This is a genomic window from Streptomyces sp. NPDC102283, assembly GCF_044766265.1.
Lineage (GTDB): Bacteria > Actinomycetota > Actinomycetes > Streptomycetales > Streptomycetaceae > Streptomyces.
The window spans coordinates 370,007-386,568 of the sequence record NZ_JBIWLQ010000001.1 but is presented as its reverse complement, the minus strand read 5'-3'; the positions used below and the strand labels follow the sequence as shown (position 1 = coordinate 386,568).

Here is a 16,562-nt window from a genome sequence, read left to right as displayed (position 1 = left end):
TCTTCGCCGCTGAAGGACCAACGACGAGCCCTCCCAGCCGGGGGCGGGCGCATGGTGTTCCGACACGTCGGCACCTCTCTGTTGTCGTGAGCACGAAACAGAGGTGATCCAAGCAAGGGGACCGGTGCGGAAAAAGTGAAGCCTTCACGAACCACCCACATTTTCCCGGCCCGTTCGCGTACGCACCGGGCCGAGGGAGGACGGCCCGGGAGAGCGGGCCCGCCGGCCTCCCCGGCTGCGGGAGAATCGACCGGGTCGGATCACGACGCGGGAAGACCGGGGGGACGGGATGGGGGGCACAGCACGCCCTGGAGGAGGTGCGCCACAGGGCTTCGGGGTGGCCATCGGGGCGCTGGCCGTCCTGGTGGTCGGGTCTCTCGCGCTCGTCGCCCTGGAGGTGGCGTCCTCGCCGCTCGGCAGGCGCACGGTGGTCGCCGGCCTGACCGTGCTGGTGCTGATGCCCGCGGTCATGCTGGGCCAGTACGCTCCGCCGCCGTATCGGCTGCCGCACCGCCGGCGCTGGTGGCTCCTGCTCGTCCAGGCGGTGCTGACCTATCTGCCGCTGCTGCTCTTCAACTACCGGTGGCTGAGCCTGCTGGGCTTTCTCGCCGGGGCCGTCCTGCTGACCCTGCCGCCGAACGCCTCCGTGCCCATCGCCGTGGCGGTCGGCGCCAGTGGCCCCGTGCTCTCCACCACCGACCTGATCACCACCGACCGCAGCCCGCTCAGCATCCTGCTCAGTACGGCGATCACCGCGAGTACCGTCTTCGCCGTCGCCCACCTGGCACTCCTCGCGGCCCGGCTGGGCGCCAACAGGGAGCACACGGCGCACCTGGCGGAGCAGCGGGAGCGGGCCCGGATGCAGCAGGACCTGCACGACCTGGTCGGTTCGTCGCTCACGGCGATCGTGCTCCAGGGCGAGGTGGCCCTGCGCGGCGCGGCGCAGGGCCACCCGCCGCCCGGGGGCGAGCGGGAACGCGGTGCGCTGACCGAGATCATCGCCCTGGCCCGGCGGCTCCACGACGATGTGCGGTCGATCAGCCGGCCGGACGGCGGCGACCTCTCCCTCTCCGACGAGCTCGCCCACGCCCAGCGGGTCCTCGCCGCCTCCGGCGTGGAGGTACGGACGGTGCTGCCGCCGTGGGCCGAGCCCGATCCGGCGGTCGTGGGCTGTCTGCGTTTCGTGCTGCGCGAGGCGGTGGGCAATGTGCTCCAGCACAGCCGGGCCACCTCGTGCGAGATCGTCCTGCGGGCGGACGGCGGGGAGATCCGGCTCACCGTCCGCAACGACGGGGCGGCAGGGGGGCGGGCCACCGCCGACGCTCCCGGGCGTCACGGCACGGGGCTGGCAGGACTGGCCGGCCGGGTCCTCGCGCTGGGCGGCACGTTCACCACCGCGTCCGAGGACGGGACGTTCGTCCTGACGGCGACCGTGCCAGCCGCACCGTCCACGCCCCACCCCCGGCCCGCGCCGGGCCGGGCCCCGGCCCCGTGACCCCGGCGGCCCCGCGCGCGGCGAAGGGCCGACACGACGAAGGGCCCCGCACCTCTTTCGAGGTGCGGGGCCCTTCTTGCGGCTCAGTGAGCCACCAGGTCCAAGGACCAAGCAGAAACTACTTGATGATCTTGGTGACCTGGCCGGCGCCCACGGTCCGGCCACCCTCACGGATGGCGAACTTCAGGCCCTCTTCCATGGCGACGGGCTGGATCAGCGAGACGTCCATGAGGGTGTTGTCACCCGGCATGACCATCTCGGTGCCCTCGGGAAGGGTCACAACGCCCGTCACGTCCGTGGTACGGAAGTAGAACTGCGGGCGGTAGTTGTTGAAGAACGGGGTGTGACGGCCACCCTCGTCCTTCGACAGGATGTAGGACTGCGCCTGGAACTCGGTGTGCGGCGTGACCGAGCCGGGCTTGATGATGACCTGGCCGCGCTCGACGTCCTCGCGCTTGATGCCACGGAGGAGCAGACCGACGTTCTCACCGGCCTGGCCCTCGTCGAGCAGCTTGCGGAACATCTCGATGCCGGTGACCGTGGTGGTGGTCTTCTCGGTCTTGATACCGACGATGTCGACGGTCTCGTTGACCTTCAGGACACCACGCTCGATGCGGCCGGTGACGACCGTACCGCGACCGGTGATCGTGAAGACGTCCTCGATCGGCATGAGGAACGGCTTCTCGACGTCACGCTCGGGCTGCGGGATGGACTCGTCGACGGCCTTCATCAGGTCGAGGACGGTCTGGCCCCACTCCTTGTCGCCCTCAAGGGCCTTGAGCGCCGAGACCTTGACGACCGGAAGGTCGTCGCCCGGGAACTCGTACTCGGAGAGCAGCTCACGGACCTCGAGCTCGACGAGCTCCAGGATCTCCTCGTCGTCCACCATGTCGGCCTTGTTCAGCGCGACGACGATGTAGGGGACGCCGACCTGGCGGGCCAGGAGGACGTGCTCCTTCGTCTGCGGCATCGGGCCGTCGGTGGCCGCGACCACGAGGATGGCGCCGTCCATCTGCGCCGCACCCGTGATCATGTTCTTGATGTAGTCCGCGTGGCCGGGGCAGTCGACGTGCGCGTAGTGACGCGACTCCGTCTGGTACTCGACGTGCGCGATGGAGATGGTGATACCGCGCTGGCGCTCTTCGGGAGCCTTGTCGATCTGGTCGAAGGCCGAGGCCTCGTTCAGGTCGGGGTACGCGTCGTGCAGCACCTTGGTAATGGCGGCCGTGAGGGTCGTCTTACCGTGGTCGATGTGACCGATGGTGCCGATGTTGACGTGGGGCTTAGTCCGCTCGAACTTTGCCTTCGCCACTGGGGTCCTCCTGAGTGGTTCTGTACGCCTTGCTTCATCGGCGCCAGGTGATCTTTGCTGGGGTGCCGGCGCCGGGGGCATCGGGCACAGTGCTCGCGCGCTGTGCCCGATGCCCACCAGGCTCCGGTGACAAGCCTAAAGCGTGAGCTCGGGAGAGTTACTCGCCCTTGGCCTTCGCGATGATCTCCTCGGCGACGTTCCGCGGAACCTCGGCGTAGGAGTCGAACTGCATCGAGTAGCTTGCGCGACCCGAGGTCTTGCTGCGGAGGTCTCCGACGTAGCCGAACATCTCCGAGAGGGGCACGAGGCCCTTCACGACGCGAGCGCCGCTGCGCTCCTCCATGGCCTGGATCTGGCCACGGCGGGAGTTGAGGTCGCCGATGACATCGCCCATGTAGTCCTCGGGCGTGGTGACCTCGACGGCCATCATCGGCTCGAGGAGCACGGGAGAGGCCTTGCGGGCACCCTCCTTGAACGCCTGCGAACCGGCGATCTTGAAGGCGAGCTCCGAGGAGTCGACCTCGTGGTAACCACCGTCGAGAAGGGTGACGCGGACGCCGACCATCTCGTAACCGGCCAGGATGCCGAACTGCATGGCTTCCTGAGCACCCGCGTCCACCGAGGGAATGTACTCACGGGGGATGCGGCCACCGGTGACCTTGTTGACGAACTCGTAGGAGGCGTCGCCACCCTCGATGGGCTCGAGGGCGATCTGCACCTTCGCGAACTGGCCGGTACCACCAGTCTGCTTCTTGTGCGTGAAGTCGATGCGCTCGACGGCCTTGCGGATCGTCTCGCGGTACGCGACCTGGGGCTTGCCGACGTTCGCCTCGACGCGGAACTCGCGCTTCATGCGGTCGACGAGCACCTCGAGGTGAAGCTCGCCCATACCACCGATGATGGTCTGGCCGGTCTCCTCGTCGGAGTGCACCTGGAAGGAGGGGTCCTCCTCCGAGAGGCGCTGGATGGCGACACCCAGCTTCTCCTGGTCACCCTTGGACTTCGGCTCGATGGCGACCTGAATGACCGGCGCCGGGAAGTCCATGGACTCCAGGATGACCGGGTTCTTGTCGTCGCACAGCGTCTCACCGGTGGTGGTCTGCTTGAGACCCATGACGGCGATGATGTCGCCGGCGCCCACCGATGCGATCTCCTCACGCTTGTTCGCGTGCATGCGGTAGATCTTGCCGATGCGCTCCTTCTTGCCCTTGACGGAGTTCAGCACCGCGGTGCCGGCCTCCAGGCGACCGGAGTAGATCCGGACGAAGGTGAGCTTGCCCAGGTGCGGGTCGCTCGCGATCTTGAACGCCAGGCCGGAGAACGGCTCGTCGTCCGAGGGCTTGCGCTGGATGACCTTCTCCGGGTCCTTCACGTCGTGGCCCTCGATGGCCTCGACGTCCAGGGGGGAAGGCAGGTAGCGCACGACCGCGTCGAGCAGGGGCTGGACGCCCTTGTTCTTGAACGCGGTGCCACAGAACACCGGGGTGACGGTGACGGAGTCGGCACTGCCCTTCGACGCCAGCGTGATGCGGCGGATCGCCTCGTGCAGCTGCTCCTCGGTGGGCTCGGTGCCCTCCAGGTACAGCTCCATCATGTCGTCGTCGTTCTCGGCCACGGCCTCCAGGAGCTTGCCGCGCCATTCGGCGGCCGACTCCTTGAGGTTGTCCGGGATCTCGACGGTGTTGTACATCTCGCCCTTGGCGGCCTCTTCGGGGTACACGAAGGCCTTCATCGACACGAGGTCGACGACGCCGGTGAAGTCCGCTTCGGCGCCAATGGGGAGCTGCATGACGATCGGGGTCGCGCCGAGGCGGTCGATGATCATCTGGACGCAGCGGAAGAAGTCGGCACCGGTGCGGTCGAGCTTGTTGACGAAGCAGATACGCGGAACGCCGTAGCGGTCCGCCTGGCGCCAGACGGTCTCGGACTGCGGCTCGACGCCGGCCACACCGTCGAACACGGTGACGGCGCCGTCGAGGACGCGGAGCGAACGCTCCACCTCGACGGTGAAGTCGACGTGACCCGGGGTGTCGATGATGTTGATGGTGTGGTCAACATCGTTGAGCGGCCAGTGGCAGGTCGTCGCGGCGGACGTGATCGTGATGCCGCGCTCCTGCTCCTGCTCCATCCAGTCCATCGTGGCAGCGCCGTCGTGGACTTCACCGATCTTGTAGCTCACACCGGTGTAGAAGAGGATCCGCTCAGTGGTGGTCGTCTTCCCCGCGTCGATGTGGGCCATGATCCCAATGTTGCGGACCTTGGCCAGGTCAAGCGAAGTGGTGGCCATAAGGCTCAATCTTCTCTCGGTCTCGATGGGGGTAGCGACTACCAGCGGTAGTGCGCGAAGGCCTTGTTGGACTCGGCCATCTTGTGGGTGTCCTCACGCTTCTTGACCGAAGCGCCGAGGCCGTTGGAGGCATCGAGCAGTTCGTTCATGAGGCGCTCGGTCATGGTCTTCTCGCGGCGGGCGCGGGAGTAGCCGACGAGCCAGCGCAGAGCGAGGGTGGAGGCACGACCGGGCTTGACCTCGATCGGCACCTGGTAGGTGGCGCCACCGACACGGCGGGACTTGACCTCGAGCGAGGGCTTGACGTTCTCAAGCGCGCGCTTCAGCGTGATGACCGGGTCGTTGCCGGTCTTCTCGCGGAGGCCTTCCATGGCGCCGTACACGATCCGCTCGGCGGTGGAACGCTTGCCGTCGAGGAGGATCTTGTTGATCAGCGAGGTGACAAGAGGAGAGCTGTAGACCGGGTCGATGATGACCGGGCGCTTCGGGGCGGGGCCCTTACGAGGCATTCTTACTTCTCCTTCTTGGCGCCGTAGCGGCTGCGGGCCTGCTTGCGGTTCTTGACACCCTGGGTGTCAAGGGAGCCGCGGATGATCTTGTAACGAACACCCGGCAGGTCCTTCACACGGCCACCACGCACGAGCACGATGGAGTGCTCCTGCAGGTTGTGTCCCTCACCCGGGATGTAGGCCGTGACCTCGATGCCGGAGGTCAGACGCACACGCGCGACCTTACGGAGCGCCGAGTTCGGCTTCTTCGGGGTGGTCGTGAACACACGCGTGCAGACACCGCGACGCTGGGGCGAACCCTCGAGCGCGGGCGTCTTGTTCTTCTCGACCTTGTCCTGCCGGCCCTTCCGGACCAGCTGCTGGATCGTAGGCACTACTTCTCCGGTTTCTGTGTGCCGTTCGTGAAACTAACCTGGAACATCGCCGACCCACGCGGTCGGGTGTGTCGAATACTGCGGACTCCCGCCCCAAGGGCGGAAGGGCGCAGATTGCGGTGGCTACTGACGGACTCGCGATGCGGCTGAGGACACGCACACGAGCCCAGGCACACCCCAGGCACAAGGCTTGAGCGTACCTACCTCACGGAGCTGGGTCAAAACAAATGCAGTCCACCCCGACACGCCGGGGCGGCCCTGGCCACGGGCGTACGGACCGGGCGGTCGGCGGGCCGGGTCCGTCCGTGCCTTCGGAGGGCTCCGTCGCCCAAGGTGACGGAGCCCCCCGCCCTCGGCCGGCGGCCTGCCCGGCGGACGCCGCCGCGACGCGGGGAGGGCGGGAATCGTCGGGACCCGGGAGTTGCGGCTCTTGGGTACGAGCGCGGGCCCGGACCCAAGAGCCGGTCCCCGGCGGCCGGGACGGCCGGGACGCGCAGCGGGGTCCTGGACGACAACGACGTGGACGGGCCGCTGCGGCTCCTGCTCGGCGAGGAGCGGCCCGGCCGCTTCGAGCAGCACGAGATCACCATGCAGGACATCGCCGCACTCCCGGAGGCGTACGGCAGGGAGACCGGGCTCGGCCTGCGGGGAGGCTGAGCCTCGACGCGTTCATCAGCGAACACGCCGAGGCACTCGAAGCCGACCTGCCGCGGCACTACGGCGTGGACCTGCTGGACTCGCATCGCGGCCGGCTGACCTCACACCGACTCCCGGTGCTGGTCAAGCACATGCCCCGGGACAGCGCCGTCGCTCAGGAGTTCCACGGCGAGGCGTCGGAACGGAGCGTCTGCGACTACCTGCTCGCCGCGGCCGTGGACCATCTCGCCGCCGCCAACTGGACCTCCGCCTCGGTCGACACCGACGAGGACGCCGAGCAGCCCGCATCACCGGTGCCGGTGCCGAGGCCGGGAGAGGCGTCGGCCGGGGCCGGGGCCGACGCGCCCGAGCCGCCCAGCAGGGGAGATCTCCTGCGCCTTTTCTCCTGACGCGGGAAAACCGCTGCGCGCCGGACGCTGCGACACCGGCCCGGAAAGCGCCGCCTTCAGCGAGCCGTCAGAAGAATCCGTTGACGCTCACGACGACCGCGCCTCCGGCGACAACTCCCGAGATCGCCGGCAGCCACATACGGCATTTCGGGTAGGCGCGGGCCGGGTAGAGAAACACCGGATATCCCGGGTCGTAATCGACCTGGACATGCTCACCGACCTCAAAGGTGCGACCCCCGAATTTATTCGCCTTGGCGCCCATCCATTTCGAATCACCCGCACCGGGCGAATCTTCCTGGCCTATCACCTGGAAGCGATAGGCGCGTTCGGTTTCGAGCTGGATGACGGAAAGGATTTCCACCGTCGCCGTTCGGCTCCTGCGGTACTCGCGATACGCGCTCAGGGCGATCGCACCACCCCACACCATGGCCCCCACACCCATAAGTGAGCTGACCAGTACGGGAATTGAGTAGGCAGACATGGCGGGATGCTACCAGTCGGCCATCAGGAGGAGCAATGGCAGAGAAGACCATGCACAACTGACCGAAGAGGTGGCAGAGCCCAGGACGAACCTGGGTAAGAAGGCCGACCGGTCTTGGATTTCCGGCCTGGCCACGTCCAAGGACATCAAAGCGACGGCACTGGCCACCGACAAGGAAGTACTGGCCACTCAGACCCGGGGCACGGAAGAGACCAGGAGCAGCTTCCAGGAGTCGATGAAACAGTCGGAAGTCGTCGGAATCGTCACCGCGCCGGCCATCGCGAAGCTGGAGATCACTCCTTTCATCAACATTGGTCCGGCCATAAAGGCCTGGCTGAAGAAGAGGAATCTCGAACGGAACGGAATCGGCCTGATATGCCCCATCAACGCGGTGATCCGTCTGATCAACTCGGCGATCGACAGCCTCAACCGCATCAAGGTCTCCATCCCCGGCCGGCCGCCCCGGCCGGCGACACCTCGACCGGGCCCCCGGCCCCGCCCTCGAAGCCCGGCACCCCCGCCCCCTCCCCGCTATCAGCCGTTCCCCGGGGCCGCCTTCTTCACCGCCCGCCCCAGCTCCCCCGTCGTCACCGCTGGGCCGCCGACTGGCCGCCGAGGGCTGCGCGACGTACGCCGTCGGCCCCGGACCCCGCTGGACCGAGGCCGACCGCCGCTCGTACGCCGCCTGGCAGCGCAAGCTCGGCTTTCCGGGGCTCGGAGGCCGACGGCCGGCCGGGCCGCACGTCGTGGAAAGCGCTGAAGGTCCCGTACGGTCGCGGGGGCGGTGACCCGGGTGATGGCCCTGCCGGGCGTCCAGAACCTGCTGCCGACCTGGCTGCGCACCGAACGGTCCCGCTGGCCCCTGGCGAGCATCGCCGCCCTCGCCGCGACCGCCGGGGCCGCCATCGCCGTACGGGAGACGCTCCGCTGAACGGCCCGCCCCCGCACACGCCGGAGGGCGGCCACCCCGTTGCGTACGGGGTGACCGCCCTCAGGTCGTCTCTGCGACGAGCACTCGCTTACTGGTTGTACGGACCGTAGTCGTAGTCCTCCAGCGGGACGGCCTGGCCGGAGCCGGTGCCGAACGGCGAGTAGTCGATGTCGTCGTAGCCGACGGCCGAGTACATCGCGGCCTTGGCCTCCTCGGTCGGCTCGACCCGGATGTTGCGGTAGCGGGACAGGCCCGTACCGGCCGGGATGAGCTTACCGATGATGACGTTCTCCTTGAGGCCGATCAGGGAGTCCGACTTGGCGTTGATCGCCGCGTCGGTGAGGACCCTGGTCGTCTCCTGGAAGGACGCCGCCGACAGCCACGACTCGGTGGCGAGCGAGGCCTTGGTGATACCCATCAGCTGCGGACGGCCGGAGGCGGGGTGACCGCCCTCGGTGACCACACGACGGTTCTCGGTCTCGAACTTCGACCGCTCGACCAGCTCGCCCGGAAGCAGCTCCGCGTCGCCGGACTCGATGATCGTCACGCGGCGGAGCATCTGCCGGATGATGATCTCGATGTGCTTGTCGTGGATCGACACGCCCTGCGAGTTGTAGACCTTCTGGACTTCGCCGACCAGGTGGACCTGGACCGCACGCTGGCCGAGGATGCGCAGCACGTCGTGCGGGTTGGTCGCACCGACGGTGAGCTTCTGGCCCACCTCGACCGGGTCGCCCTCGCCCACGAGCAGACGGGCACGCTTCGAGATCGGGAACGCCGTCTCGTCGCTGCCGTCGTCCGGGGTGACGACGAGCTTCTTGGTCTTCTCGGTCTCCTCGATCCGCACGCGGCCCTTGGCCTCGGAGATCGGGGCGACACCCTTGGGCGTACGGGCTTCGAAGAGCTCGACGACTCGGGGCAGACCCTGGGTGATGTCGTCACCGGCCACACCACCGGTGTGGAAGGTACGCATCGTCAGCTGGGTGCCGGGCTCACCGATGGACTGGGCGGCGATGATGCCGACCGCCTCACCGATGTCGACCAGCTTGCCGGTGGCGAGCGAGCGTCCGTAGCAGAAGGCACAAGTGCCGACCGCGGACTCACAGGTCAGGACCGAGCGGGTCTTGACCTCCTCGACGCCGGCGCCCACCAGGGCGTCGATCAGGACGTCACCGAGGTCGACGTTGGCAGGCGCGATGACCTTGCCGTCCACCACGACGTCCTCGGCGAGCATGCGGGCGTAGACCGAGGTCTCGACGTCCTCCGTCTTGCGGAGCACGCCGTCGGCGCCCTTGACCGCGATCTTCAGCTTGAGGCCGCGGTCGGTGCCGCAGTCCTCCTCACGAATGATCACGTCCTGCGAGACGTCCACCAGACGACGGGTCAGGTAACCCGAGTCGGCGGTACGCAGGGCGGTATCCGCCAGACCCTTACGGGCACCGTGCGTGGAGATGAAGTACTCCAGAACGGTGAGGCCCTCGCGGAAGGACGCCTTGATGGGACGGGGAATCGTCTCGTTCTTGGCGTTCGACACCAGACCACGCATACCCGCGATCTGACGCATCTGCATCATGTTTCCTCGGGCACCCGAGTCGACCATCATGAAGATGGGGTTCGTCTTCGGGAAGTTCGCGTTCATCGCCTCGGCAACCTCGTTGGTCGCCTTGGTCCAGATCGCGATGAGCTCCTGCGTGCGCTCGTCCTTGGTGATCAGACCGCGCTCGTACTGCTTCTGGACCTTCTCGTCCTGCTCCTCGTAGCCCCTGACGATGGCCTTCTTGGCCTCGGGCACGACGATGTCGGAGACGGCCACGGTGACGCCCGAACGGGTCGCCCAGTGGAAGCCCGCCGCCTTCAGGTTGTCGAGCGTCGCCGCCACGATGACCTTGGGGTAGCGCTCGGCCAGGTCGTTGACGATCTCGGAGAGCTGCTTCTTGCCCACCGAGTAGTCGACGAACGGGTAGTCCTCGGGCAGCAGCTCGTTGAAGAGCGCACGGCCCAGGCTGGTCCGCAGCCGGAAGGTGTCGCCGGGCTGGTACTCCGGCTCGCCCTCCTCGGCGACCGGCGGCACCCAGCCACGCGGCGGCATGGTGCCGACCGGGAAGCGGATGTCGACCTTCGCCTGGAGCGACAGCTCGCGGGCGTCGAAGGCCATGGTGGCCTCGGCCGTGGAGCCGAACGCGCGGTCCGTGCCCTTGACGTTGCGGCCCTCTTCGTCCGTGGTGAGGAAGAAGAGACCCAGCACCATGTCCTGGGTCGGCATGGTGACGGGACGACCGTCGGCCGGCTTCAGGATGTTGTTCGAGGACAGCATCAGGATGCGGGCCTCGGCCTGCGCCTCCGCGGAGAGCGGCAGGTGCACGGCCATCTGGTCACCGTCGAAGTCCGCGTTGAACGCGGTGCAGACGAGCGGGTGGATCTGGATGGCCTTGCCCTCGACCAGCTGCGGCTCGAAGGCCTGGATGCCCAGGCGGTGCAGGGTGGGCGCACGGTTCAGCAGCACCGGGTGCTCGGCGATGACCTCTTCGAGGACGTCGTACACGACGGTGCGGCCGCGCTCGACCATGCGCTTGGCCGACTTGATGTTCTGCGCGTGGTTCAGGTCCACCAGGCGCTTCATCACGAACGGCTTGAAGAGCTCCAGCGCCATCGCCTTCGGCAGACCGCACTGGTGCAGCTTGAGCTGCGGACCGACGACGATCACGGAACGCGCGGAGTAGTCCACGCGCTTGCCGAGGAGGTTCTGACGGAAACGGCCCTGCTTGCCCTTCAGCATGTCGCTGAGGGACTTCAGGGGACGGTTACCGGGACCGGTGACCGGGCGACCGCGGCGGCCGTTGTCGAACAGCGCGTCGACGGCCTCCTGCAGCATCCGCTTCTCGTTGTTCACGATGATCTCGGGGGCGCCGAGGTCAAGGAGACGCTTGAGGCGGTTGTTGCGGTTGATCACACGGCGGTACAGGTCGTTCAGGTCGGAGGTCGCGAAGCGGCCACCGTCCAGCTGCACCATCGGACGCAGGTCCGGCGGGATGACCGGCACGCAGTCGAGCACCATGCCCTTGGGCTTGTTGCTGGTCTGCAGGAACGCGGAGACGACCTTGAGGCGCTTGAGCGCACGGGTCTTCTTCTGGCCCTTGCCGGTGCGGATGATCTCGCGGAGGCGCTCGGCCTCCTCGTCGAGGTCGAAGGACTCCAGGCGCTTCTGGAGCGCCGCGGCGCCCATGCAGCCGTCGAAGTACGTGCCGAAGCGGTCACGCAGCTCGCGGTAGAGCAGCTCGTCGCCCTCCAGGTCCTGGACCTTGAGGTTCTTGAAGCGGCTCCACACCTCGTCGAGGCGGTCGATCTCGCGCTGCGCACGGTCGCGCAGCTGCTTCATCTCACGCTCGGCGCCTTCGCGCACCTTGCGGCGCACGTCCGCCTTGGCGCCCTCGGCCTCCAGCTCGGCCAGGTCGGTCTCGAGCTTCTTGGCGCGGGCCTCCAGGTCGGAGTCGCGGCGGTTCTCGGTCTGCTGGCGCTCGACGGAGACGTGGGCCTCCAGGGACGGCAGGTCGCGGGTACGACGCTCCTCGTCCACGAACGTGATCATGTACGCGGCGAAGTAGATGACCTTTTCCAGGTCCTTCGGCGCGAGGTCCAGCAGGTATCCGAGGCGCGAGGGAACGCCCTTGAAGTACCAGATGTGGGTGACGGGAGCGGCAAGCTCGATGTGGCCCATCCGCTCACGACGCACCTTGGCGCGAGTGACCTCGACGCCGCAGCGCTCGCAGATGATGCCCTTGAAGCGGACACGCTTGTACTTGCCGCAGTAGCACTCCCAGTCCCGGGTCGGACCGAAGATCTTCTCGCAGAAGAGTCCGTCCTTCTCGGGCTTGAGCGTGCGGTAGTTGATGGTCTCCGGCTTCTTCACTTCGCCGTGCGACCAGGTCCGGATGTCGTCCGCGGTGGCAAGGCCGATCCGCAGCTCGTCGAAGAAGTTGACGTCGAGCACTTGTCGTCAATCCCTCTTTCGGGGTCTCGTCTCAATCAATGGTCTGAACGGGTCCGGGGAGGGCCGGCCGCCTCGGGATGAGGCGGCCGACCGGCCCGTCAGACCTCTTCGACGCTGCTCGGCTCGCGCCGGGACAGGTCGATACCGAGTTCCTCCGCCGCGCGGAAGACGTCCTCGTCCGTGTCGCGCATCTCGATGGACATGCCGTCCGAGGACAGCACCTCCACGTTGAGGCAGAGCGACTGCATTTCCTTGATGAGCACCTTGAAGGACTCGGGAATGCCGGGCTCGGGGATGTTCTCGCCCTTGACGATGGCCTCGTAGACCTTCACGCGGCCGGTCACGTCGTCGGACTTGATCGTCAGGAGTTCCTGGAGGGCGTATGCGGCGCCGTAAGCCTCAAGGGCCCACACCTCCATCTCGCCGAAGCGCTGACCACCGAACTGTGCCTTACCACCCAGCGGCTGCTGGGTGATCATGGAGTACGGACCGGTCGAACGCGCGTGCAGCTTGTCGTCGACCAGGTGGTGCAGCTTGAGGATGTACATGAACCCGACCGAGACCGGGTCCGGGAACGGCTCGCCGGAGCGGCCGTCGTAGAGCTGGGCCTTGCCGGAGGGCTGGACCAGGCGGTCGCCGTCGCGGTTGGGGATCGTGGCCTGGAAGAGGCCGGTGATCTCGTCCTCGCGCGCACCGTCGAAGACGGGCGTGGCGACGTTGGTGCCGGGGGCGACCTGGTCGGCGCCGATGAGCTGCAGGCGCTGGGCCCACTCGTCACCGAGGCCGGAGACGTCCCAGCCGCGGCTGGCGAGCCAGCCGAGGTGGATCTCCAGGACCTGTCCCGGGTTCATTCGGGACGGGACACCCAGCGGGTTGAGGATGATGTCGACCGGGGTGCCGTCCTCCAGGAACGGCATGTCCTCGATCGGCAGGATCTTGGAGATGACGCCCTTGTTGCCGTGACGGCCGGCGAGCTTGTCACCATCGGTGATCTTGCGCTTCTGCGCGACGTAGACGCGGACCAGCTGGTTCACGCCCGGCGGCAGCTCGTCGCCCTCTTCGCGGTCGAAGACGCGGACGCCGATGACCTTGCCGATCTCACCGTGCGGCACCTTCAGCGAGGTGTCGCGCACCTCGCGCGCCTTCTCACCGAAGATCGCGCGGAGCAGGCGCTCCTCGGGGGTCAGCTCGGTCTCGCCCTTGGGCGTGACCTTGCCGACGAGGATGTCGCCGGCGACGACCTCGGCACCGATCCGGATGATGCCGCGCTCGTCGAGGTCGGCGAGGACCTCTTCGGAGACGTTCGGGATGTCCCGGGTGATCTCCTCCGGGCCGAGCTTGGTGTCACGGGCGTCGACCTCGTGCTCCTCGATGTGGATCGAGGAGAGGACGTCGTCCTGCACGAGGCGCTGCGACAGGATGATCGCGTCCTCGTAGTTGTGACCCTCCCACGGCATGAACGCCACGAGCAGGTTCTTGCCGAGGGCCATCTCACCGTTCTCGGTGGCCGGTCCGTCGGCGAGCACCTGGTCGGCCACGATCCGGTCGCCCTCGGAGACGACGACCTTCTGGTTGACCGAGGTGCCCTGGTTGGAGCGCATGAACTTGGCGATGCGGTACGTGGTGTACGTGCCGTCGTCGTTCGTGACGGTGATGTAGTCCGCGGAGACCTCCTGGACCACACCGTCCTTCTCCGCCTTGAGGACGTCACCGGCGTCGGTGGCGCAGCGGTACTCCATGCCGGTGCCCACCAGCGGGGCCTCGGACTTGATGAGCGGCACCGCCTGACGCATCATGTTCGCGCCCATGAGGGCACGGTTGGCGTCGTCGTGCTCCAGGAAGGGGATCATCGCGGTGGCGACGGACACCATCTGGCGCGGCGAGACGTCCATGTAGTCGACGTCCGTGCCGGGCACGTAGTCGACCTCTCCGCCACGACGGCGGACCAGGACGCGGGGCTCGGTGAAGCGCAGCTCGTCGGAGAGCGTCGCGTTCGCCTGGGCGATGACGAAGCGGTCCTCCTCGTCGGCCGTGACGTAGTCGACCTCGTCGGTGACCTGGCCGTCGACGACCTTGCGGTACGGCGTCTCGATGAAGCCGAACGCGTTGACGCGGCCGTACGAGGCGAGCGAACCGATCAGACCGATGTTCGGGCCTTCGGGGGTCTCGATCGGGCACATGCGTCCGTAGTGGGACGGGTGCACGTCGCGGACCTCGAAGCCGGCCCGCTCACGGGAGAGACCACCCGGGCCAAGAGCCGACAGGCGGCGCTTGTGGGTGAGACCCGACAGCGGGTTGTTCTGGTCCATGAACTGCGACAGCTGGCTGGTGCCGAAGAACTCCTTGATGGAGGCGACGACCGGCCGGATGTTGATCAGGGTCTGCGGCGTGATCGCCTCGACGTCCTGGGTGGTCATGCGCTCACGCACGACGCGCTCCATCCGCGCCAGGCCCGTACGGACCTGGTTCTGGATGAGCTCGCCGACGTTGCGCAGACGACGGTTGCCGAAGTGGTCGATGTCGTCGGTCTCGACGACGATCTCGCGACCCGACTCACCGGTCGTCTCGGTCTCGCCGGCGTGCAGCTTGACCAGGTACTTGATGGTCGCGATGACGTCGTCGGTGGTGAGCACCCCGGCGTCCAGCGGCTCATCGGCGCCGAGCTTCTTGTTCACCTTGTAGCGGCCGACCTTCGCGAGGTCGTAGCGCTTCGGGTTGAAGTAGAGGTTCTCGAGCAGCGTCTGAGCGGCCTCGCGCGTCGGCGGCTCGCCCGGACGCAGCTTGCGGTAGATGTCGAGCAGCGCGTCGTCCTGGCCCTGGGTGTGGTCCTTCTCCAGGGTGGCGCGCATCGACTCGTACTCGCCGAACTCCTCCAGGATCTGCTCGGTGCTCCAGCCGAGAGCCTTCAGGAGGACGGTGACCGACTGCTTGCGCTTGCGGTCGATGCGGACACCGACCATGTCGCGCTTGTCGATCTCCATCTCCAGCCAGGCGCCCCGGGAGGGGATGATCTTGGCGGAGAAGATGTCCTTGTCGGACGTCTTGTCGATGGAGGAGTCGAAGTAGACACCCGGCGAGCGGACCAACTGCGACACGACGACACGCTCGGTGCCGTTGATGACGAAGGTGCCCTTGTTGGTCATGAGCGGGAAGTCGCCCATGAAGACCGTCTGGGACTTGATCTCGCCGGTCTCGTTGTTGGTGAACTCGGCCGTGACGAAGAGCGGCGCGGCGAACGTGAAGTCGCGCTCCTTGCACTCGTCGATCGAGTTCTTCGGGGGCTCGAAGCGGTGGTCGCGGAACGTAAGCGACATCGACCCGGAGAAGTCCTCGATCGGTGAGATCTCCTCGAAGATCTCCTCCAGGCCGGACTTGGTGGGGACGTCTTGCCCACTGTCCAGAGCAGCCTCGACGCGAGCCTTCCAGGCGGCGTTGCCCAGGAGCCAGTCAAAGCTCTCGGTCTGCAGCGCGAGGAGGTTCGGAACCTCGAGGGGCTCCTTGATCTTTGCAAAGGAGATGCGCAGCGGGGCGGTGCTGGCACCGTTGTTCGTATTCGCGGTCGAGGCGTTGCGCGAGGCGGCCAAGAGGGGGTCCTTCCGAGGGCTCGGACTCACTACGCGCGTACCGGTCCCACCCTGGACACAAAGACAGACCGTTCCGAATCGGTCGCAAAACGACCAGGTCGGAGGGGGTCGGCCATCGGTGCTTCAGCGTGGGCATGCCCCTGGTGACGGGCAGGAGGCAGCTAACAGGCAGCGCAAAGGGTCAGTGTAGCCAAGCGGCACACTGATGTCCAGTCGGGGTTCTCAGAGACCCACGTTGCTCTCAACAGCTGTTCTCAACACCTATGTCTAGCCCTGACCCTCGCGCGGGGTGCGCTCTTCTTTACTGCCCTCTTCACTCTCGATCCATGCCTCGGATACGGATCGAAGTGATGACGCGTCCTGAGAATTGCGCGCCGCGTCCGGTTCGTCAAGGCCCGCCGGTCCGATCGGACCTCCAGGGGCCTTCACCGGCCACCCCGGGGTGCCCCGCAGGACGCCCCTGAGGGGCCCGCGAGAGGCGCACGGCGAAGATCACCCTACTCGTCGTCGGCGGAAGAGCAAGGCACCCGCCACGGGCATGCCGAAGGGCGACCA

12 protein-coding genes and 1 pseudogene are annotated in these 16,562 nt (G+C 67.2%); 5 read left to right on the top strand and 8 right to left on the bottom strand.

All coding sequences use genetic code 11. From position 1 onward, the window contains the following. Nucleotides 1–337: 337 nt before the first annotated feature. Nucleotides 338–1,495, top strand: a complete 1,158-nt coding sequence (locus ACIRJT_RS01910) for a sensor histidine kinase (RefSeq protein WP_403903224.1) — start codon at nucleotides 338–340, stop codon at nucleotides 1,493–1,495. Between the two features lie 118 nt (nucleotides 1,496–1,613). On the opposite strand, the gene tuf is transcribed toward ACIRJT_RS01910, so the two are convergent. From tuf to rpsL, 4 genes are all read right to left on the bottom strand, one after another. Next, a complete protein-coding gene (gene tuf / locus ACIRJT_RS01905; protein ID WP_007445914.1) occupies nucleotides 1,614–2,807 on the bottom strand; it encodes an elongation factor Tu in 1,194 nt (397 codons plus the stop codon). A 157-nt stretch (nucleotides 2,808–2,964) separates the two neighbouring features. Further along, entirely contained in the window at nucleotides 2,965–5,094 is a 2,130-nt protein-coding gene (fusA, locus tag ACIRJT_RS01900) for an elongation factor G (RefSeq protein ID WP_018960198.1), read from the bottom strand. A 38-nt stretch (nucleotides 5,095–5,132) separates the two neighbouring features. Then, nucleotides 5,133–5,603 (bottom strand): 30S ribosomal protein S7, encoded by a 471-nt coding sequence (gene rpsG, locus ACIRJT_RS01895; protein WP_003966970.1) that lies wholly within the window; start codon nucleotides 5,601–5,603, stop codon nucleotides 5,133–5,135. A gap of 2 nt (nucleotides 5,604–5,605) precedes the next feature. After that, nucleotides 5,606–5,977, bottom strand: coding sequence for a 30S ribosomal protein S12 (gene rpsL / locus ACIRJT_RS01890; protein WP_003948652.1), 372 nt, complete (start codon nucleotides 5,975–5,977; stop codon nucleotides 5,606–5,608). Nucleotides 5,978–6,496: 519 nt separating this feature from the next. Here rpsL and ACIRJT_RS01885 point away from each other — a divergent pair. Next, nucleotides 6,497–6,634 carry a hypothetical protein gene (locus ACIRJT_RS01885; protein WP_403904486.1) on the top strand — a complete coding sequence of 46 codons (138 nt, stop codon included), beginning with the start codon at nucleotides 6,497–6,499 and terminating at the stop codon, nucleotides 6,632–6,634. Between the two features lie 65 nt (nucleotides 6,635–6,699). Then, nucleotides 6,700–7,023, top strand: coding sequence for a hypothetical protein (locus ACIRJT_RS01880; RefSeq protein WP_403903219.1), 324 nt, complete (start codon nucleotides 6,700–6,702; stop codon nucleotides 7,021–7,023). 67 nt (nucleotides 7,024–7,090) lie between these two features. Here the strand turns inward: ACIRJT_RS01880 and ACIRJT_RS01875 are convergent, their stop codons facing one another. Together ACIRJT_RS01875 and ACIRJT_RS01870 are read right to left on the bottom strand one after the other, a co-directional pair. Next, on the bottom strand, nucleotides 7,091–7,504 hold the full coding sequence (locus ACIRJT_RS01875; RefSeq protein WP_403903217.1) for a hypothetical protein: 414 nt from the start codon (nucleotides 7,502–7,504) through the stop codon (nucleotides 7,091–7,093). 189 nt (nucleotides 7,505–7,693) lie between these two features. Then, nucleotides 7,694–7,939, bottom strand: coding sequence for a hypothetical protein (locus tag ACIRJT_RS01870; protein WP_403904484.1), 246 nt, complete (start codon nucleotides 7,937–7,939; stop codon nucleotides 7,694–7,696). On the opposite strand from ACIRJT_RS01870, the pseudogene ACIRJT_RS01865 reads away from it, so the two are divergent. Both ACIRJT_RS01865 and ACIRJT_RS01860 read left to right on the top strand, forming a co-directional pair. Then, nucleotides 7,884–8,272: pseudogene (locus ACIRJT_RS01865) on the top strand (peptidoglycan-binding protein); the annotation flags it as partial. The gene ACIRJT_RS01870 and the pseudogene ACIRJT_RS01865 sit on opposite strands and share 56 nt — an antisense overlap. 16 nt (nucleotides 8,273–8,288) lie before the next feature. After that, a complete protein-coding gene (locus tag ACIRJT_RS01860; RefSeq protein ID WP_403904482.1) occupies nucleotides 8,289–8,435 on the top strand; it encodes a hypothetical protein in 147 nt (48 codons plus the stop codon). Nucleotides 8,436–8,523: 88 nt separating this feature from the next. On the opposite strand, the gene ACIRJT_RS01855 is transcribed toward ACIRJT_RS01860, so the two are convergent. Together ACIRJT_RS01855 and rpoB are read right to left on the bottom strand one after the other, a co-directional pair. Then, the gene (locus ACIRJT_RS01855) at nucleotides 8,524–12,423 is read right to left on the bottom strand and encodes a DNA-directed RNA polymerase subunit beta' (protein WP_069754082.1); all 3,900 of its coding nucleotides are present in this window, start codon (nucleotides 12,421–12,423) and stop codon (nucleotides 8,524–8,526) included. A gap of 98 nt (nucleotides 12,424–12,521) precedes the next feature. Further along, nucleotides 12,522–16,007: a DNA-directed RNA polymerase subunit beta gene (gene rpoB, locus ACIRJT_RS01850; protein WP_403903213.1), complete on the bottom strand. Its 3,486-nt coding sequence runs from the start codon at nucleotides 16,005–16,007 to the stop codon at nucleotides 12,522–12,524. Between the last annotated feature and the right edge of the window lie 555 nt (nucleotides 16,008–16,562).